Genomic DNA, 19,061 nt, shown 5'->3' on the forward strand with positions numbered 1-19,061 from the left:
TCCGTCAGACATCCGCCGGATGCGCGATCGTCCCTTCCTGCTCCGCGTCGATGCGCGCCAGGTTGGCCTCGGCTTCCGCCTCGGACATGAGCTGGCCTTCCCACTTGGCGACCACGGCGCTGGCGATCGAGTTGCCGACCGCGTTGGTGGCCGAGCGGCCCATGTCGAGGAACGTGTCGACACCGAGGATCAGCAGCAGCCCGGCTTCCGGAAGCCCGAACTGGTGCAGCGTGGCGGCGATCACGACGAGCGATGCGCGCGGCACGCCGGCCATCCCCTTCGACGTCAGCATCAGGACCAGCAGCATCGTGATCTGCGTGCCGAGCGACAGGTGGATGTTGTACGCCTGCGCGATGAACAGCGCCGCGAAGGTGCAGTACATCATCGAGCCGTCGAGATTGAACGAATAGCCCATCGGCATCACGAAGCTCGAAATTTTGCGGCGCACGCCGAAACGGTCGAGCGCGTCGAGGATCTTCGGATACGCGGCTTCGGAGCTGGCGGTCGCGAACGACAGCATGAACGCTTCCCTGATCAGCACCAGCAGCTTGAATACGCGGCGGCCGAGGAACAGCAGCCCCGCACAGACGAGCAATGTCCAGAGCAGGAACAGGCTGACGTAGAAGTCGCCCATGAACACCGCGAACTTCAGCAACACCGACAGCCCGTTGACGGCGACGGTCGCGGCCATCGCGGCCAGCACCGCGAGCGGCGCGAGCTTCATCACGTAGCCGGTGATCTTGAGCATCACGTGCGACAGCTGGTCGATCGCGGCCACGAGGATCTTGCCGCGTTCGCCGAGCGCCGCGAGTGCCACGCCGAAGAACATCGAGAACACGACGATCTGCAGGATCTCGTTGTTGCTCATCGCCTCGGCGAACGATCTCGGCACCATGTGGCCGACGAAATCCTTGAGCGTGAACTTGGAGGTCGCGAGATTCGCCGATGCGCCGATGTCCGGCAGCGGCAGGCCGAGGTTGTCGCCCGGGCGAAGCAGGTTCGCCATGAACAGCCCGAGCAGCAGCGAGATCAGCGACGCAGTGACGAACCAGCCGATGGATTTCGCGAATACGCGCCCGACCGATGCCGCGTCGCCCATGTGCGCGATGCCGACGACCAGCGTGGAGAACACCAGCGGCCCGATCACCATCTTGATCAGGCGCAGGAACACATCGGAGATGAGCGAGATGTATCCGGCGATCTCGGCGGTGGCCTTTTTGTCAGGAAAGCTCATGAAGATCATGTAGCCGATCAGGATGCCTGCCACCATCGCGATCAGGATCCAGACGGCTGCAGCATTTTTTTTCTGCATCGTGAGCCTCCCATGCACCGGTTCCGCAACCGGGGATGGAAGGACGATACAGGACGCGAACGACGATGAACAGTGCAACCGGGGGCGGGTTTGCGCTAGCGCCGCGTCGCGACCGATTGCCTCCCCGAGGATTGCACCGGTGGCGCTGCGGTGCCCGGGGCCGGCGCAACCCGGTATCGGATTTGTGCGGAGCAGCACACCGCCGGTTCGATGGTCGTCGAATCCCGACGGCAGTCTCGCCGTGGGGCACGCGCGCCGCGCCGGCTTCCGGCTGTGGGAGATGGGCCGCGCGGCGCACATCGAATCGCTGGCGGGTGAGCGCCGCCACTCATGCAGCGCACAACATTCGGAAGCAGACAGGTGCAACGAAGCGCAGCAGCGCCCGTCGAGGATTTTTTTCCGGCGCTGAAAGGCGCGCGGCGCAATTGGTTCGGGCTATGACGGGCAGAGCCGATCGATACTTGCCACCTGGCCTGGCGGGTTTCCGCGTGTAATGGCCTGCGAAGCCGCATGAGGCGGGCCGCGCATGACAAAGAGCGATCTTGCCGGCATCGGGACGGATGCGGGTCGCTCATGGTGACGCCGTATACGTTCATTGCCGGTCCACCGGAGCCGGTTCATTCATCAGTTCGACAACCCAGTCGATAAACACACGCAGTTTTGCGCTGACGTGACGGTTCGGCGGATACGCGATGTATAGCGGCATTGGATCGAGTTGCCAGTCCTCGAACAGCGTGACGAGTTCACCTCGTGCCACAGGGGTTTTCGACATATAGCGTGGCAGCCACATGATGCCGAGGCCCGCCACACCGGCCGCGAGATAGGCATTGCCATCGTCTACGGCAAGTGCGTAACGGCCTTGCACCTTGACCGTCTCGTCGCCGCGATGCATGTCGAGCGGATAGAGTCGGCCAGCGCGCCCCCATGAGAACCCGACGATGCGGTGATGCGAGTTGTCGAGTTCCGCGGGATGCGAAGGCGTGCCCGCCAACGCGAGATATCCGGGCGACGCGAAGACACCGAGTGAAAGATCGGCCACCCGTCGGGCGACCATCGATTGATCGGTCGGCTCGCCACCGCGCACGACGCAATCCACGTTCTCTCCGATGATATCGACGGTGCGGTCGCTCACACCCATATCGAGCTGGATGTCGGGATAGCGGGCGAGGAATGCCGGCAGCGCCGGGATCAGGATCAGGCGCGCGAACGGGCTCGGCACGTCCACGCGCAGGCGGCCGCGCGGCGCCGCCGATGCGCTCGACAGGCTCGTCTCGGCGTCGTCCATATCGGCGAGCAGCCGGATCACGCGCTCGTAATACGCGACGCCGTCAGGCGTGACGTTGATTCTGCGCGTCGTCCGGTTCAGGAGCCGGACACGCAAGCGCGCCTCGAGCTGCTGGACCAGCTGCGTGACCGTGGTCTTGCTCATGCGCAGCGTTTCGGCCGCCTTCGTGAAGCTGCCTGACTCGACTACCCGGACGAAAGCGCGCATCGCGTCGAAGCGATCCATGCGTGTCTGCCTCGCGATTGAATTGTTTGCATTTTACAAATAGTCATGGACAGGGTTGGCGGTTTATCGCGTGTGCGTCGGTGCGTAAAGTGGGGCGATCGAAACCAATGATCGTCAATGGAGGTGAAGATGGGCAAGCGCGATGTGGTGTTTCCGCCGGGACGTCAGGCGCTGTATGAGCGCAACAGATACGCTCCGGCCGTACGGGCGGGCGGCTTGCTGTTCGTATCCGGGCAGGTCGGCAGTCGCGAGGACGGAACGCCCGAGCCGGATCTGCAGGAACAGGTGCGGCTCGCGTTTCGCAATCTGAATGCGATCCTGCACGAAGCGGGTTGCTCGTTCGACGATGTGGTCGACGTCACGGTGTTCATGGTCGATCCGCAATCGACGTTCGAGCGCATCTGGCAGGTCGTGCCTGAATTCTGGGGCGACGCGCCGCATCCGACGCTCACCGCGGTTGGCGTGACATGGCTTTACGGCTTCGACTTCGAGATCAAGGTCGTTGCGAAACTTCAGATCGACAGCTGACGCTTCAGTCGGGCGACTATGAGGCGATGGTTGGGACCGTGCTGGCGTTCAGCCGGATTGCCAGGTTGTGCAAACGATCATGTTGGGGAAATTCCGTGGATCTGGTCGGAAGCGACGTCGGCCCTCGCATGTGCGAGCACGGCGTTTCAACATGACGCTGCAATCGCGGTCACGTGATCGATTCGGTTCGGTGACTGCTCGCCTGCAGAAATGGAAAGCCTGCAAAGCAAAGTTGGCTTGCGAGGCCGATCGCGCCGGGCACAGACCAGAAGCCGGCAAAGTACTCGACCATCGTCCTTCTGAACAGGAGCCCGTTAATGCACAATTCCGCAAGCATCAATATGGCGAGGGCGATTGCGCCCATCAGCAACGCCTCGTTGGTATCTGTCAGCATGTCGTGCTTTTTCGCGCTCCAGTGCGACAGGTACCAACTTGCGGCAAGCATGAATGGCGCTTCGAGCGATACGGCCGCCGTCTCTCCCAGGAACTGCACAAGCAGCAGGACGCGAATCGCTCCGAAGGCGAAGCCGATCACAAAAACGGTCAATGCATAAACGCAGCCCGCTTCGGCGCAGGTTGCCCATCTGGGGCTACGATGCGAGCAGCGCGTCACGGCGTTTCACGTGTTTGACGGGGAGTGACGCTAGCAAGTGTACAGATCGGTGTGCCCGAAGCCCTGCGAGTAATCGAGCACCGAAATGACTGTCGGAATCACGCGAAATATCCGGACTTCGTCAGGAGACGGCATTGGCATTGGCGGCGCTTGCATATCCGGATACTTCAGTGGAAGCATGCGCAAGACCTTCTCTGCTTCGGCACGATCAGTCACGGGTCGTGCGTGCGCCGCCATCGACAAACCTGTAATTGCCATCAGATCTGACGTGTCGTGATCGATCGTGAGCGATACCCGGTCGTCTCGGGCCAGATTGGCCGCCTTCTGGCTTTCCAGTCCGCAAAGGAAGTAAAGCGTCAGTCCCTGGCTCACGTACCCGACGGTGGTCGCCTGGGGCCAGCCGTCCGGCCGCAGCGTGGCGATCGTCATGATTCGATGCTGATCCAGCAGTGACAGGATCTTTTGCTTGATCTGCTCGTCCATGGATCACCTTCCCGTTCGTGAAATCCGATCCTGTACCACTGGGTCATTCGGCGCTTGATGCAAATCAAATTCCGAACACGACGATGCACACAGTCGTCAGTGAATGCGGAAATTCGCGGCACGCGCGCAGTGGCGGAAGGCCGGATTGGTGTGCGAAAGAAGCCGGGGTTTGAAGTGCGTGAATGGCCGTTTCGGACAGAGGCGAGTGGCCGGAGCGGATCGCGGACGATCAATGGTCCGCACCATGGCGTCCCGTCGCCGACGATCCGTGCGTCGGCGCTACCTCAGCGGCCACTCCGCCTCGCAAGCCGGTTCGTTACCCGCCACACCGCCCTCAATCGAAATAAGGCTGCAGCACCCCCTCGATCCAGTCCATGAACGCCCGGACGCGCGGCGACAGATTGCGCCGATGCGCCACGACGAGCGACGCCGCGAGGGGTTCGGGACGCAGATCGGGCAGCACCTCGACCAGCGCGCCGCTTTCGATATGATTCGCGACCCCGGAATACCCGGCCTGGATCAACCCGATGCCCGCAAGCCCGGCTGCGTGATAGGTCTGCACGTTGTTGACCTGCATCGCGCTCGGCAATGCAAGCGTCGCATAGCCGTCGCCGCTCGGATATTCCCACCCGGGATGCCGGTCGCCGAGTGTCAGCGCGTAGTGGACCATGCGGTGTCCCTGATCGAGGAGATCGTCGAGCGTTTGCGGCACACCATACCGCGCCAGATAGCCGGGACTCGCCGCATTGATCATGCGCAGGCGGCCCAACGGTCGGGCAATCAGCGTCTCGTCCACGATCGGCCCCAGCCGGATCACGCAATCGAATCCTTCCTGGACGAGATCGACACGTCGATCGGTGCTCGAAAGTTCCAGTTCCAGCTCCGGATGCATCGCCATCAGTTGCGGCAGCGCGGGAACCACGACACTGCGCGCGAGCTCGGTGGGCATGTCGACGCGCAATCGTCCGCGCAGGCGCGTGCCATTGCCGGAAAACATCGACTGCAGCTCCTGTACTTCGGCCAGCAGGTCCCGTGCGCGCGCGTAAAAGGCGCGTCCGTCCTCGGTCAGTTGCACGCTCCGCGTCGTCCGATGCAGGAGCGCGACGCCCATGTCGCGCTCTAGCGCGCGGATCACCATCGACACACGTCCTTTCTGGATGCCCAGGCTTTCGGCTGCGCGCGTGAAGCTCGTCATTTCGGCGACACGAGCGAAGATCAAGAGCGCATCGAGGTTTTGCATTGTTCACCCTGGGAGTAACAGAACGTTCAATCGGTCGTCATTTATAACTCAATTTCGACTCAGTAAAGTGCTGTCCGATGTCGTCCCCCGACGACCACCTGAACGAAAGGGCGCAACCATGACACAGCACATCTCTCCGGTTAAAACGATCGTCGTCTATCACTCCGGGTACGGGCATACCGAACGCATGGCGACGGCTGTCGCCGAGGGCGCCGGCGGCGTTCTCGTCGCAATCGACGCCGATGGCAACATCGCACAGGACGCGTGGGACGCGCTTGCCGGCGCGGACGCCATCCTGTTCGGCTCGCCGACCTACATGGGCGGTCCCAGCTGGCAGTTCAAGAAGTTCGCCGATGCATCGTCGAAGGCCTGGTTCGAAGGCGCATGGCGCAACAAGATCTTCGGCGGCTTTACCAACAGCGCAAGCATCAACGGCGACAAGCTCAATACGCTCGAATACTTCGTTCTGCTTGCCGGGCAGCACGGCGGCATCTGGGTGAGCATGGACATCAAGCCGGCGAACCTGAAGGCGTCGATGCGTGACGACCTGAACCGCATGGGTTCCTATATCGCGCCGATGGCGCAGACGCCAGCCGATGCGTCGCCCGATGAAATGTCGGCAGGGGACCTCGAGACGGCTCGCCGCTATGGCGCGCGGGTCGCAACGATCGCCGCACAATTCCGGGCAGGACACGCTCGCATCAGCTGAAATCCGGCGTGCGGGGCGCCCGGAACGGGCGCCGCTGCACTCTTTCCCGCCGATCTCGAAGGAAACGGCCATGAAATACAAGCAACTGGGCCGCACCGGCCTGTACGTCTCCGAGCTGTGTCTCGGCACGATGACGCTGGGCGGCAATGCCGATGCCGGCATGTGGGCTGCCATCGGCGCGGTCGGCCAGAACGATGCGACCCGACTGATCTCCCGCGCACTGGACGAGGGAATCAACTTCATCGATACCGCCGACATTTACTCCTTCGGTGAATCCGAACGACTCGTCGGACAGGCACTTCGGGACCTGGGCGTCGCACGCAGCGACATCGTGCTGGCGACGAAGACCGCTGGCGTGATGGGCACGAAGCCCAACGATCAGGGTGCGTCGCGCGGCCACATCATGGATTCGGTGCAGCGAAGCCTGGAACGGCTGCAGGTGGACCATATCGACCTCTACCAGATCCACGCGAACGATCCCGTGACACCGATCGAAGAGACGCTGCGGGCGCTCGACGATCTGACGCGTCAGGGGCTGGTTCGCCATGTCGGCGTCTCGAACTGGCGCGCCGGAAAGATCGGCAAGGCGCTCGGGCTCAGCGCAGCGCTCCATGCGACGCGCTTCGAGACGCTGCAGGCGTACTATTCGATCGCCGGACGCGACGTGGAGCGCGAGCTGGTGCCGCTCGCGGTCGATGAACAGATGTCGCTCCTCGTCTGGTCGCCGCTCGCCGGCGGACTCCTTTCGGGGAAGTTCGGCCCTGGGGCGCCGACCGCAGACGGTTCGCGACGCAGCCATTTCGATTTTCCGCCGGTCGATCTCGAGCGCGCCTGGCCATGCGTGGCAGCGATGCGCGCGATCGCGGACGCGCGAGGCGTGTCGGTCGCCCGGATCGCGCTCGCGTGGCTGCTCGGCAAGCCGCATGTCACGAGCGTCATCATCGGCGCCAAACGTGTCGACCAGCTCGAAGACAATCTCGGCGCGGTCGATGTCGTCCTGACGGAGACCGAGCTTGCGCATCTCGATGCCGTGAGCGCGTTGCCTCCCGACTATCCCGGCTGGATGATCGATCGTCAGGCGGCGGGCAGGCTGCCGCGGCCTTTCGCGCGTGCCGTGTCGAAATAGGGCGGCCGACGGCGATCCTTATCATGCTCGAAGGGATCGCCCGACGCTCAATGCTGCCCCGCACCGGGCATCCGTGCGCCGCGATCATCGCGGCAACCGCTAGAATTGCGGTTTTAGCCCGGAACACGTCCATGTCTTTTGCTTCGCTAGGCCTGATCGATCCCTTGCTGCGTAATCTGCAGGGCCTCAATTACCAGACACCCACGCCGGTGCAGGCCAAGGCGATTCCCGCTGTGCTCGGCGGCAAGGACGTCATGGCTGCGGCACAGACCGGCACCGGCAAGACGGCGGGTTTCGCGCTGCCGCTGCTGCAACGGCTGGTTCAGCACGGGCCGGCGGTGTCCAGCAACCGCGCGCGCGTTCTGGTGCTGGTGCCCACGCGCGAACTGGCTGAACAGGTGCACCAGAGTTTCGTCGAGTACGGCAAGGGCCTCGACTTGCGGTTTCTGGCCGCCTATGGCGGCGTGAGCATCAATCCGCAGATGATGAAGTTGCGCAAGGGCGTGGATGTGCTCGTCGCCACGCCGGGCCGTCTGCTGGACCTCAATCGCCAGAACGCCGTGCAGTTCGATCAAGTCCAGACGCTGGTGCTCGATGAAGCCGACCGCATGCTGGAGCTGGGCTTCGCACGCGAACTCAACGCCGTGTTCGCCGCGTTGCCCGTGCAGCGCCAGACGCTGCTGTTCTCCGCGACGTTTACCGACGACATCCGCGCGATGGCGGCGAGCATTCTGCGCAGTCCGGTCGATATCAGCGTCAGCCCGCCCAATGTAACCGCCAGCAGGATCAAGCAGTGGGTGGTGCCGGTGGACAAGCGGAACAAGCCTGACCTCTTCATGCACCTGGTGGCCGAGAACAACTGGGACCACGCGCTCGTGTTCGTCAAGACCCGCAACGGCGTGGATTACCTGGCGGCCATGCTGAACGATGCGGGTTATGCGGTCGACACCATTCACGGCGACAAGCCGCAACCTGCGCGCCTGCGTGCGCTCGAGCGCTTCAAGACGGGCGAAGTGCAGATGCTCGTCGCGACCGATGTGGCCGCGCGCGGGCTGGATATCGACGACCTGCCGCTCGTGATCAACGTCGATCTGCCGATCGTCGCGCAAGACTACGTGCACCGTATCGGCCGTACCGGTCGCGCGGGTGCAAGCGGCGTGGCGGTGTCGCTCGTGTGTGCCGATGAAGCACCGCAACTGGCCGCGATCGAAGCGCTGATCCGGCAGACACTGCGCCGTGAGGAGGAGCCGGGTTTCGAAGCCGAACACCGCGTGCCGGAAACCAGCGCGACGGGGCAGATCATCAAGAAACCCAAAAAGCCGAAGAAGCCCAAGGTGCCGCAAGCGGGGGCGGGCGCAATGCCGGCGGCTGGCAAGAAGCCGCGACCGAAAGGTGGAGAAGGCAAGCGCAAGCCCTCGGGGCAGCGCGCCGCGGCTGCGGGCAAGGGGGCGAGCCTGTCGAGCGGTAGCCCGTTCAGCGTGCAAAAGCCGCGCGGCAAACCCGCCGGCAAGACGGCGGCGGGCTCGCGGAAGCCGGCTGGCAAGCCCGTGGGTGGTCGCGGTACGCGCTGATGCTGACGGTGGGGCGAGCCACGCTGGCCGCATTTCTACCTGTCGCCGTCTCGTGGGTTGCCCCAAAACAAGACGACGATTACACAGAACAACAATGCGCCCACCAAAACAAAATTCATGCTGCACCTTGCCTGAAGTGGACGGAATGGTTCGATCTCGGGCGGCCCGTCTGATGAAAGCCCAGTGGCCCGCTTTTAGCTAACGGGCAATGGCGCGGTTGGTCTACGTCAAGCAGCGTAGTTTTTTGATGCACGTCAAACAAATTCGGGAGCCGGGCGCCCCGTCCGAATGCATTTCCCTTGGAGACTGCGCCGGTGTCGTCTTCGCGCTTCGGCATCTTGCAGTAGTACGGGACGTCATGCGCCATCCGGAACGGCGGTCTCAGAGAATGGCAAGGAGCCGCAGCTGATGCTCGGTCTCGGTTCCTGTTATCAGTGTGTAGAACCGTGCCTCCCGACGTTCGAGCACTGAGAGATTCTGTGCGTCGGAAAACATGTTCCATTCGTCACCGTCGATACGCTCGAGTTTTCCATGAGTCCGTGCAAAGGCAAGCAACAACCGACTTGCTTCGCGTCGGATAACGATGCGTTCCATATTCAACACATAGGGGCGCCAGCCGCCCAGAAGAACGACGTAGTGAGGTATAGCGCATTGGTTGATTGTCATCGCCGGCGTTGCCTTTTTCTCGAGATGGCGTCAGCTGATCGGAGCCCGTCGGCCATGTGCTTCGCGTTCGCGCGTTGACATGCCCGTCTTCAACCGAACTGTGAAGTCAGCCATCCTTCCGCCCATTTGGTTGCGTACGCAACTGCATCATCGCGACGCTCGAAAGCAGCCATATCCCCGCTAGCGTGCACCTCTCGCTCCGCTCCGTCCACAAGTATCGTGATAATCCGCACGTGTGCGACGTACTGCCGATCGGCCCTGCGTGGTGTCGGATCGATTCGGAACCGAGTCGAATCGAAGAGCATAAGTCCCCCCACATTCATGGTTGTCGCGAGTTGTGCTGTCGAGGGCACAGCGCGAAAGAGGGCCAGCCCGCAATGAAAAATCATCCGACCCTCGACAATCGAGCTTGCCATGAACGCTTCGTTTCGCTGGCTTGCTGCTGTGGCCCCGATGCTCGTCCTCATGCTTTTGCGGTTACTGCCAGACATGCTTCCGAAGGTATCGGATGCACGTTAGTCGCAGGCTCAACCGATTCGCGCGCGCGTCTCGCGGGCGGGCTGTCGAGTCGTCTTCCACATCAGGAAGCCGTTCCGAGCGCGCGGAGTCGTCCATGGAGCGGACGGACTTCACTATCTGGAGAGTGGCGTGACCTGTCCAGACACGATCGCGCCACGCGCATTTCGCGCGATGGACGGTAAGCCTTGCCTGCAGTGATTCGACGAGCTAGAAAGGCGACAGCCACTCACGAGTTTTCCTTTGGGTGACGAGTTGCAGGGCAATGCGTCATGACCGGTCAGGAAGATGCGGCTGGCGCACTCACATCCGAACGCATGGAAGTTCGGCAGTAGCGTCACCCCGTCCTTCTTCCGATCGAAATCTGCGTCGCGTTTCGTCAGCGTGAAAAACGGAGGGACGTTGGCCGGCAGGCCGAACACGATGTTCCCCTAGTACATTTTCCGAGGCGGTAACATGCGCTTCGCCCGTAGGCGCTGCCGTGCGACGGCGCTGGCCTTCTTTCGCTTGCGTTCTGTCGTGGGCTTTTCGTAGCTGGTTCGACTGCGCAACTCGCGAATCAACCCTATTTTCTCGATGCTGCGACGGAATCGCCGCAGCGCGACGTCGATCGGTTCGTTGACTTTCAATGTTACGGTCGTCACGGATGTCCTGTTTGTGAGTGTTCGAATGAAAAATTGACGGGTCGTGCCATGACGATGCTCGGACTCGACATTCCGAATGTCCGGCGCCAATCGAAAGAGCACGTACCGCTATGTACATCTGCACGCTTGCCGACGACACAGCGCCGCACGCGAGATTCCGGCGAGCGAGATCGTGTCGGTCCACGCGATCTCGTGCCGTCTGTTCAATTCGAGCAGTGTGCGTCGGCGATCATTTCGTGATCCTGGTCGATGCAGATCGCATCGACATGGCGAGCTGCCTCAACCTGCGTTTGAAAGGAACGCGTGTGTTTCGCGATTGTCGTCGATGATGGTCTCGGCATAGCGCAGCGATGCGCGACGTGCGTCACCGGCGGTATCGAACGGCGCATTGTCGCGAAGCCTGAAAGTCTGGCTTTGCGTCATCGTGTCGGTGGCATCGCGAAGACAAATCCTGACTGCCGCATCGAAGCCGGCATCATGGCTGTGCGGGGCGCCACTCGTCGCCGGAACATGCTGGTAAATCAGTGGATGAATTTCGAATCCACGGTAGAAATGTGTGCTCATGACATGCTCCTGACGTTCGGCCACAGCGAATGCTGCGGCCGAACTCGTCCGGCCGATCGCCGTCCATCGTAGGGCGGGCCGACGGGTTGAAGAGGATAACGTTGCAGCGCGGAGGCGGGGCGGTGCCGCAAGCGGGAAGCGGTGGAGGGGGAGCGCTCGGAGGGCGGGTGATCGCTCGGATGAGCCCATCATACGCGCATCGTTTGTCGGGCGTTCAACTGATTCCGTATTGCATTCAACAGCACACGAGGGTGATGCCACAGGCGTGTGATGTCGGGCTGAGAAGCCAGCTTCGCTTCACGCCGAATCCGCATTTCACGGCCGCAGCGGCTGCTTGTGCAGCGGCGATCTCGATTGCTATCGCGGAGACGTCGTGCGCTTCTTTTGATGCGATTTCGCGACTGAAGACTGTTTGGGCGGCACCCAGTTCAACGCCGTGCCGAGCTTCGGCAACATCGCTGGTTGTTTGGCGCGTGGAGGCGCCTTGCGCGACCTGATGTGCATGGTTTTCCGATCGCGTCTGAACACGCGCATTGTGACGGGCATTGGGTTGCACGCAGATCCAGTGTCCCGATGCGAAACGGACGGCCCGGTCGGGCCTGCATCGAAACGTGTCGTGTCCGCGACGGAGGTGCGTGATGCAAAGGAGCGACGACAGTGACGCGCCGCTCCGTGAGCGATGCTGTGAGGGCTTAAGAAAGTTACAGCGGGGTGATGTTCGCTGCTTGCAGGCCTTTGGGGCCGGTCTTGGCCTCGTAGCTGACTTTCTGTCCTTCGGCAAGACTCTTGAAACCATCGCCACGAATCTCGGAGAAGTGAGCGAACAGATCGTCACCACCACTGTCGGGCGTGATGAAGCCAAAACCCTTGCTATCGTTGAACCACTTGACGGTACCGGTATCCATGTTAGATCTCCTGAGAATGAACGAGCGTATGCGCCGACGATGGGCGCCGAAAATAATCAAGGAGGGAAAGGACAACGAGTACCGCGGGTCGCGGTCAATGATGGGCAGCAATCGCGCTTCTTGAATACTTCATCGCCGACAGTACGCGCCGTCAGGAAGGGTGTCAAGCGCTTTCGGTCGAGGGGATGAACATGGCCCTTGTCCGTTTCTGGTTGATTTCGAGCCGGATTGAGCGTTGCCGGTCGAGTCGAGGCACAAGCGCGGCACACATTTTTGCGAAGACGGGTTTGCCTCGAATGGACGACGCGCGCGGCCTGGATAGCGGAATCGTGATTTGCACCATCCACTGCGGCCGTCTTTTTTCTGCAACCTGCGGTGCGCCACGCCAAGTGGGGCAACATCGTCTCGACCGTCGAACTGACTGGCTGACGAAACAGTTACAAGATACCTGTTGACCTGGGAGCTACCCGGCGGTTAGTGTGTCGTCCGAAGTTCAAGAAGTTCGATTGCTGTTCATCAATTGCTCGTCCCTCAACGGTATCGTTGTCCTCCCCCTCCTTGACGCTTCGCGCCCTCTTTTGCAGGGCAGATATTCGTATTTCTCTCTCAAGGATTATTCATGGATACCGGTACGGTCGAGTGGTTCAACCGATAGCAACGGCTTTGGCTTCATCCCCCCCGACGAGGTCGGCGACGACCTGCACGTTCAGCCTCCCCAGGCTGGAGCAGCGGGCTTCAAGACTCCGGCTGGAAATAGGACGGCGCGTTTCGGAACGAAGCAAGACCGACAGGGTCTGCTAGCGCCGAACATCAAGCCTCCGTGAGGTCTGGAGCTCCGGCTTCCCGTGAGGGACGCCGTGTCGCAGCGACATGCACGCGAAGCTTTGCCCCTCCCCAGTTGGAACGAGCGCTCCTGCTGCATCTCTGCTCGTTGCGCAGCGTGCCGAACGCCCATACACCTCGTTGCACACTTCTCCCTGGCTGCAACGCCTTTTTGTCACTTCCCGCTTGCTTTGGATTCGGCGCGAAATGACTTTGAATCAGTGCGCCCGTGCGCGTCTCGCACGAAACGCACCTACTCGAACATCACTAAAACTAAAATGCACGACAAACAAGTTCAGCTATACAACGGCTATGCGGTTCAACCTTCGGCGCATCGCTTGCCCGATGGAACCTTTTCATCCAATCTGCTGCTCGACCGCACCGGTTGCGCGCGTACAGAAGGCCGCTACCAGTTCTACTCGCTCGATTACTTCGCGAGTGAAGAGCAGGCGCTTCTGCATTCGGCACGCTGGGCACGCAACTGGGTCGATACACGCGGTTGATCGCCGCATGAGGAACCGGTGCTGATCAGGATGGTGTGGGCGGTTTGATTCGCGATCGAGCCGCTTGCTTTTCAGCGACCGATAGACCGCTACGCAGCGGTAACGGTCGAGCTGCCGGTCATCTCGATGTCATCCTGAGGATCGCAAAATTTCGCGAACGGATCAGGCGGTGTTGCCGTTTGTCGCGTTCGTCGACGAGCGCTTATTCAGGCGGCATTCGCTCGTGATCGTCAAGTCGCGGGTGTGGCACGTTGGCGCCGCTAAGGCACCATCATCGAGGATGCTTCATTTCCTCGGATTCCACCGCGGCGATTCGTTCTTCGCTTGCGGAAACAGAGTCCATGGCTTCGTCGATCGATGCCAATGCATACTCGCAGGCCAGTTTCGTTTCTTCGACCGCAGGCTCTGGCTCCTCGTCTTCGCTGGGCGGAGGGGAAAGCATGTCTTCAAGCATCATCGCAAGTTCAGGGGTGTCCCATTCCTCGCCTCTTTGTTCCTTCTTCTTTATATAGTGCCGGATTTCCGCGTCCTGATCCGGCGAGAGTGGAAGGTGTCGAAACGTGTTGCTCGGGTTGGCGTCGATCATGATATTGCTCCGAAGGTTCAGCGATGACGGTGACGGAACAGTTTGCTATTTGCCGCAGCGCGCATCCTGAATTCGCTCGAGGCGGGAAAAAAGCTCGTCAACCTGGAGCGTGAGGACCCTGTTTTGGCCGGATTGCGTGCGGAGTTTGCCGAGCCTGACTCTCCAATACGCAGGATCACTTACAGACGATTTGTTGACGAACGCATGTTGTGCGTGCTCGAGCAGTCCGATCGCTCGCCTGATATGGACCAATTCGCGTTCCGCTTCACAGTACCAGCTCATGTTTGCCGCCGTTGATTATGAATTGCATCTTGTTTTTCTGTCCCGCAGGAACTCTCGAGTTCACTCAAAAGGCGGTGCAGGAGCCGATTCCGGGCTGTGCGGCTGTCGCACGGCTCGACGGTGTGGTGAGAGGGGAAAATGTGGTGCGCAAGCAAAGGCACGACACCATCTGGAGCGGGCGAGCAGTCGATCTGCAAACGGGGCTCGGATGAGACCATCATACGCGCATCGCCGGTCGGACAACCGCTTTATTTCGGCTGCGACGAAGCACGCTTGTCCGATGTCGCCGTTGCACGCCGGCGCGCGAACCTCGAGGGCGTGGCGGAGTAGGGCGAAGGCCGTCGAGCGACCATGCCGGAAGCTCGCGAGGAATCGAATTTTACGCCATATGACGTGATAACGCTCTTCGAGAGGAGGCACGCAGAGGGAAACGCAATCGCGGATCTGGATCATGCGTGTGCCGGGTTCGATGGCGGATAGCCGCTGTCATGTGCGGGCAGCGATCCGCTGGCAAACCCGGTGATCGCGATACGCGCGAGGGCACCTTCAGTCGCTCCAGTTCGAAAAAAATCGGGGCGTCCTGCGTTGCCGGTTCCCGTGTATAGTGGGCTTCCCCGTGTGGAGTGACCAACATGCCGACATATCCGTTTCTTCTCTACAAGGGGTACGAACTTCATCCTCTTGTCTTCCCCCGCACGTTCGATCGCTTTGACAGGCATTCCCGTTACGCCGAAGGGTATGACATTGCGGTACGAATATGTCGTCCGGCCTCGATTGAAAGCTCACCTGCCAGCCGCGTTTTCAGGCTGAACCAGCCCGATACTTTCTCCGATTTTGGCGTGGCGAGGCGCGCCGCCCGGCAGCAGGGAAAGGACATCATCGACGGGAAAGTGAGCGGAGCTTCAGTCGTCGACTTGTGAAAGTGCGACGTGCATTCAGGGCGAGCCCTCTCCTGCGCATGTTCGCGAGCGCCCGGTGAGCCGTTATCGATGTGCTTCCTGGAATGATTTTCGCGGACGGTTGCCCGATCGCGTGACAGCAGTCGGGCGTCGTCAACGAAAGAACAGTGCCCGCATCCCAAATGTGTGATGCGCTTCGGCCGCCATCAGCACCATGAGCACCAGCAGGCACAGCGGCGGTATCAGGATCGCGTACACCAGCGCCAGCCGCTCCCACATCATGTGCATGAAGATCGATACGATCAGCCCGGCCTTGGCGATCATCAGCACGACGATCAGCACCCATCGCAACACGCCCTGCACGTGGAAGTAATCCACGAGATACGACAACGTGCTCAGGACGAACAGCAGGCCCCAGATCTTCAGGTAGATGCCGATCGGGTGCTGCTGGCCGTGCGCGGCGTCGGGTCGATCGGCGGGATTGGTGTGGTCCATGATCTGCCTCACCACAAATAGAACAGCGCGAAGATGAACACCCACACCAGGTCGACGAAGTGCCAGTACAGGCCGGCGATCTCGACGATCTGGAAGTTGCCGTGCTCGGTGAACCCCGGCTGCAGGATCTTGCGCGCGATCAGCAGCAGGTAGACCACCCCGCAGGTCACGTGAAAGCCGTGGAATCCGGTGATCATGAAGAAGCAGGCGCCGAACTGCGTGGCGCCCAGCGGGTTGCCCCACGGGCGAATACCTTCATGAACGATCAGCTTGGTCCATTCGAAGGCCTGCATCGACACGAAGGTCACGCCGAGCAGCGCGGTCGCGAGCAACAGTGCGGCGGCGCGCCTCGCATTGCGCCGGTAGCCGAAATTGACTGCCATCGCCATGGTGCCGCTGCTGGTGATCAGCGTGAACGTCATGATGGCGATCAGCAGCAACGGCACGTCGACGCCCGCCACGGTGAGCCCGAACACCTTGGACGTGTCGGGCCACGGCGCCGTGGTCGACATGCGCACCGTCATGTAGCCGATCAGGAAGCTGCTGAAGACGAAGGTGTCCGACAGCAGGAAGATCCACATCATCGCCTTGCCCCACGGCACCTTGAAGGCTTCGCGGTCGGCCGACCAATCCGTGACGATGCCGCGCCAGCCGTCAGGGCCGGCGTCGGCGGGTGGTGGGGCAGCGGATTCGGGCGGGAGCGTGGGCGAGGTCATGGCGCGGCTCCATATAGCGGCCCGCAGATGGCGGCGACAATCGCGGGGGTGAGCCACCACATCGCCGCCAGCAGCACGAGCCAGACGGCCAGCAGGAAATGCCAGTAGAGGGCGCACAGGGAAATGGTGCGTTGAGCCCGGAACGGGTCCATATGCCGGCGTTGCGCGATCGTCACGGCCCAGGCCGCCAGCCCGCCGAGCACGTGCAATCCGTGCAGGCCGGTAAGCAGGTAGAGGAAGCTGTTGGAAGGATTGGCGATGAGGGTCTGCCCGGCCGCCGACATCATGCGCCACGCGATCAATTGCCCGATCACGAACACGGCGGCCAGCACGCCGCCGCATACCAGCCACGCCATGCGGTGCACGTTCAACTGCCTGGCACGCTGCATGGCCACGCTTGCCAGCGCGAGCGCGCCGGTGTTCCACCACAGCAGCGCGGGATGCGGGATCGGCTGCCAGTCGGGCTCGCGCATGCGCATGCCGTAAGCGAGCAGCAGCAGTGAAAACAATGCCGTTGCCACGGCCATGAACACGATCAGGCCGATGCGGCTCGCATTCGGCACGACGGGCGGCGGCGTGTCGGGAACGAAGGTGCGCGGCAGCGTGGTCATTTGCGTGCCTCTCCGGGTTGAAGCGTCGGGGGGGCCGGTTCCGGTTCCGGTGCCGTCGCGGGCGGCTGGTTTTGCGGGACGAAGTCTTCCGTTTGTCCCGGCGGGCTGTATTCGTACGCCCAACGGTAGACGACGGGTTGCGCGGCGCCCCAGTTGCCGTGCGTCGGCGGCGTTTGCGGCGTTTGCCATTCCAGCGTGGTGGCCCGCCAGGGGTTGCCGTCGGCACGCTTGCCGCGCACGAGGCTCCACGCCAGGTTGTACAGGAACAGCAACTGCGCCACCGCCACGATCAGCGCGACGACGGTGATGAAGGTGTTGAGCGTCTGAGCCGAGTGTGGAATGAAGCTGTAACCCTCGTACGCGTAATACCGCCGAGGCATGCCGAGGATGCCGAGATAGTGCATCGGGAAGTAGATCGCGTAGGTGCCGACGAAGGTGGCCCAGAAGTGCGCGCGCCCGAGCGTGTCGTCGAGCATGCGGCCCGTCACCTTCGGATACCAGTGGTAGATACCGCCGAACACCACCAGGATCGGCGACACGGCCATCACCATATGGAAGTGCGCCACCACGAAGTACGTGTTCGACAGCGGAATGTCCACGCTCACGTTGCCGAGATAGAGCCCGGTCAGCCCGCCCAGCACGAAGGTGCTGATGAAGCCGATGGCAAACAGCATCGGCACGGTCAGGTGGATATCGCCACGCCACAGCGTCAGCACCCAGTTGTAGACCTTGAGGGCGGTCGGGATGGCGATGATGAGCGTGGTGGTCGCGAAGAAGAAGCCGAAGTACGGATCCATGCCGGCGATGAACATGTGGTGCGCCCAGACCACGAAGCTCAGTGCGCCGATGATGACGATGGCCCATACCATCATCCGGTAGCCGAAGATGCTCTTGCGCGCATGGGTGCTGATGAGGTCCGACGCGATGCCGAAGGCCGGCAGCGCGACGATGTAGACCTCCGGATGCCCGAAGAACCAGAACAGGTGCTGGAACAGCAGCGGGCTGCCGCCGGCATGCTTGAGCGATTGCCCCATCGACACCACGGCCGGTATGAAGAAACTGGTGCCGAGCGTTCGATCGAGCAGCATCATCACCGCCGACACGAACAGCGCAGGAAACGCGAGCAGCGCCATGATGGTTGCGATGAAGATGCCCCACACCGTGAGCGGCATGCGCATGAGCGTCATGCCGCGGGTGCGGGCCTGCAGCGTGGTGGTCACATAATTCAGGCCGCCCATGGTTGCCGCGACGATGAAGATCGCGAGCGATACGAGCATCAGCACGATGCCCCATTCGACGCCCGGCGTACCGGGCAGGATGGCCTGGGGCGGATACAGCGTCCAGCCCGCGCCGGTCGGCCCGCCCGGCACGAAGAAGCTCGCGACCAGCACCAGCACGGCCAGCAGGTAGACCCAGTAGCTCAGCATGTTGAGAAACGGGAACACCATGTCGCGCGCGCCCAGCATCAGCGGGATCAGGTAGTTGCCGAAGCCGCCCAGGAACAGCGCGGTCAGCAGGTAGATCACCATGATCATCCCGTGCATGGTGACGAACTGGTAGTAGTGGTTGGCGTCGATGAAGCTGAACTTGCCGGGAAAGCCGAGCTGCAACCGCATCAGGTCCGACAGGACGAGGCCGACCAGACCGATGGCGATGGCCGTCAGCGAATACTGCACGGCGATGACCTTGTGGTCCTGGCTCCAGACATAGCGGGTCCAGAAGCTTTTCGGGACGTGATCCATGTGCGCGTAGGGCATTGC

At 61.8% G+C, this 19,061-nt stretch carries 22 protein-coding genes; 6 read left to right on the forward strand and 16 right to left on the reverse strand.

Annotated elements, in window-relative coordinates; all coding sequences use genetic code 11:
- Positions 1–4 precede the first annotated feature (4 nt).
- Together DIE08_RS10475 and DIE08_RS10485 are read right to left on the reverse strand one after the other, a co-directional pair.
- A complete protein-coding gene (locus tag DIE08_RS10475; RefSeq protein WP_059605468.1) occupies positions 5–1,312 on the reverse strand; it encodes a dicarboxylate/amino acid:cation symporter in 1,308 nt (435 codons plus the stop codon).
- Positions 1,313–1,904: 592 nt separating this feature from the next.
- Entirely contained in the window at positions 1,905–2,822 is a 918-nt protein-coding gene (locus tag DIE08_RS10485; RefSeq protein WP_124627357.1) for a LysR family transcriptional regulator, read from the reverse strand.
- 129 nt (positions 2,823–2,951) lie between these two features.
- Between DIE08_RS10485 and DIE08_RS10490 the strand changes: the two genes are divergently transcribed.
- Positions 2,952–3,350, forward strand: a complete 399-nt coding sequence (locus tag DIE08_RS10490) for a RidA family protein (RefSeq protein ID WP_059605516.1) — start codon at positions 2,952–2,954, stop codon at positions 3,348–3,350.
- Between the two features lie 169 nt (positions 3,351–3,519).
- On the opposite strand, the gene DIE08_RS10495 is transcribed toward DIE08_RS10490, so the two are convergent.
- The 3 genes from DIE08_RS10495 to DIE08_RS10505 form a co-directional block, all read right to left on the reverse strand.
- Positions 3,520–3,963 (reverse strand): hypothetical protein, encoded by a 444-nt coding sequence (locus DIE08_RS10495; protein WP_124901846.1) that lies wholly within the window; start codon positions 3,961–3,963, stop codon positions 3,520–3,522.
- Between the two features lie 30 nt (positions 3,964–3,993).
- Entirely contained in the window at positions 3,994–4,446 is a 453-nt protein-coding gene (locus DIE08_RS10500) for a pyridoxamine 5'-phosphate oxidase family protein (RefSeq protein ID WP_124627363.1), read from the reverse strand.
- Between the two features lie 334 nt (positions 4,447–4,780).
- Positions 4,781–5,686, reverse strand: a complete 906-nt coding sequence (locus DIE08_RS10505) for a LysR family transcriptional regulator (RefSeq protein WP_124627365.1) — start codon at positions 5,684–5,686, stop codon at positions 4,781–4,783.
- A gap of 118 nt (positions 5,687–5,804) precedes the next feature.
- Between DIE08_RS10505 and DIE08_RS10510 the strand changes: the two genes are divergently transcribed.
- The 3 genes from DIE08_RS10510 (at position 5,805) to DIE08_RS10520 (ending at position 9,092) form a co-directional block, all read left to right on the forward strand.
- Positions 5,805–6,395, forward strand: a complete 591-nt coding sequence (locus DIE08_RS10510) for a flavodoxin family protein (RefSeq protein ID WP_124901947.1) — start codon at positions 5,805–5,807, stop codon at positions 6,393–6,395.
- A gap of 70 nt (positions 6,396–6,465) precedes the next feature.
- Complete coding sequence (locus tag DIE08_RS10515; RefSeq protein ID WP_124901847.1) at positions 6,466–7,521, forward strand: aldo/keto reductase; 1,056 nt, start codon at positions 6,466–6,468, stop codon at positions 7,519–7,521.
- A 131-nt stretch (positions 7,522–7,652) separates the two neighbouring features.
- Positions 7,653–9,092, forward strand: a complete 1,440-nt coding sequence (locus tag DIE08_RS10520; RefSeq protein WP_185715854.1) for a DEAD/DEAH box helicase — start codon at positions 7,653–7,655, stop codon at positions 9,090–9,092.
- Positions 9,093–9,473: 381 nt separating this feature from the next.
- Here DIE08_RS10520 and DIE08_RS10525 read toward each other — a convergent pair whose 3' ends face one another.
- From DIE08_RS10525 to DIE08_RS10550, 6 genes are all read right to left on the reverse strand, one after another.
- Positions 9,474–9,758, reverse strand: a complete 285-nt coding sequence (locus DIE08_RS10525; protein ID WP_124901848.1) for a hypothetical protein — start codon at positions 9,756–9,758, stop codon at positions 9,474–9,476.
- 89 nt (positions 9,759–9,847) lie between these two features.
- Positions 9,848–10,063 (reverse strand): hypothetical protein, encoded by a 216-nt coding sequence (locus DIE08_RS36160; protein WP_124901949.1) that lies wholly within the window; start codon positions 10,061–10,063, stop codon positions 9,848–9,850.
- Positions 10,064–10,705: 642 nt separating this feature from the next.
- Positions 10,706–10,918, reverse strand: coding sequence for a 30S ribosomal protein S21 (gene rpsU, locus DIE08_RS10535; RefSeq protein WP_082728854.1), 213 nt, complete (start codon positions 10,916–10,918; stop codon positions 10,706–10,708).
- A gap of 279 nt (positions 10,919–11,197) precedes the next feature.
- Complete coding sequence (locus DIE08_RS10545; protein ID WP_124627369.1) at positions 11,198–11,482, reverse strand: hypothetical protein; 285 nt, start codon at positions 11,480–11,482, stop codon at positions 11,198–11,200.
- Positions 11,483–11,717: 235 nt separating this feature from the next.
- Entirely contained in the window at positions 11,718–12,038 is a 321-nt protein-coding gene (locus DIE08_RS35605; RefSeq protein ID WP_185715847.1) for a hypothetical protein, read from the reverse strand.
- A 145-nt stretch (positions 12,039–12,183) separates the two neighbouring features.
- Positions 12,184–12,387 (reverse strand): cold-shock protein, encoded by a 204-nt coding sequence (locus DIE08_RS10550; protein ID WP_059599712.1) that lies wholly within the window; start codon positions 12,385–12,387, stop codon positions 12,184–12,186.
- A 1,100-nt stretch (positions 12,388–13,487) separates the two neighbouring features.
- Between DIE08_RS10550 and DIE08_RS10560 the strand changes: the two genes are divergently transcribed.
- Positions 13,488–13,712, forward strand: a complete 225-nt coding sequence (locus DIE08_RS10560; RefSeq protein ID WP_059599696.1) for a hypothetical protein — start codon at positions 13,488–13,490, stop codon at positions 13,710–13,712.
- Positions 13,713–13,983: 271 nt separating this feature from the next.
- On the opposite strand, the gene DIE08_RS10565 is transcribed toward DIE08_RS10560, so the two are convergent.
- Complete coding sequence (locus tag DIE08_RS10565) at positions 13,984–14,298, reverse strand: hypothetical protein (RefSeq protein ID WP_059599695.1); 315 nt, start codon at positions 14,296–14,298, stop codon at positions 13,984–13,986.
- A 914-nt stretch (positions 14,299–15,212) separates the two neighbouring features.
- Here DIE08_RS10565 and DIE08_RS10575 point away from each other — a divergent pair.
- On the forward strand, positions 15,213–15,500 hold the full coding sequence (locus tag DIE08_RS10575) for a hypothetical protein (protein ID WP_059599691.1): 288 nt from the start codon (positions 15,213–15,215) through the stop codon (positions 15,498–15,500).
- Positions 15,501–15,632: 132 nt separating this feature from the next.
- Here the strand turns inward: DIE08_RS10575 and DIE08_RS10580 are convergent, their stop codons facing one another.
- The 4 genes from DIE08_RS10580 to ctaD are packed head-to-tail and all read right to left on the reverse strand — an operon-like array spanning position 15,633 to position 19,058.
- Positions 15,633–15,974, reverse strand: coding sequence for a cytochrome C oxidase subunit IV family protein (locus DIE08_RS10580; RefSeq protein ID WP_124901849.1), 342 nt, complete (start codon positions 15,972–15,974; stop codon positions 15,633–15,635).
- 8 nt (positions 15,975–15,982) lie between these two features.
- Positions 15,983–16,690: a heme-copper oxidase subunit III family protein gene (locus DIE08_RS10585; protein ID WP_124627380.1), complete on the reverse strand. Its 708-nt coding sequence runs from the start codon at positions 16,688–16,690 to the stop codon at positions 15,983–15,985.
- Entirely contained in the window at positions 16,687–17,301 is a 615-nt protein-coding gene (locus tag DIE08_RS10590; RefSeq protein WP_124901850.1) for a cytochrome c oxidase subunit 3, read from the reverse strand. Before DIE08_RS10590 ends, DIE08_RS10585 begins: the two co-directional genes overlap by 4 nt.
- A complete protein-coding gene (ctaD, locus tag DIE08_RS10595; RefSeq protein ID WP_124901851.1) occupies positions 17,298–19,058 on the reverse strand; it encodes a cytochrome c oxidase subunit I in 1,761 nt (586 codons plus the stop codon). The genes DIE08_RS10590 and ctaD overlap by 4 nt, the downstream gene beginning before the upstream one ends.
- Positions 19,059–19,061 lie beyond the last annotated feature (3 nt).

This window comes from Burkholderia sp. Bp9004 (genome assembly GCF_003858025.1).
GTDB lineage: Bacteria > Pseudomonadota > Gammaproteobacteria > Burkholderiales > Burkholderiaceae > Burkholderia > Burkholderia diffusa.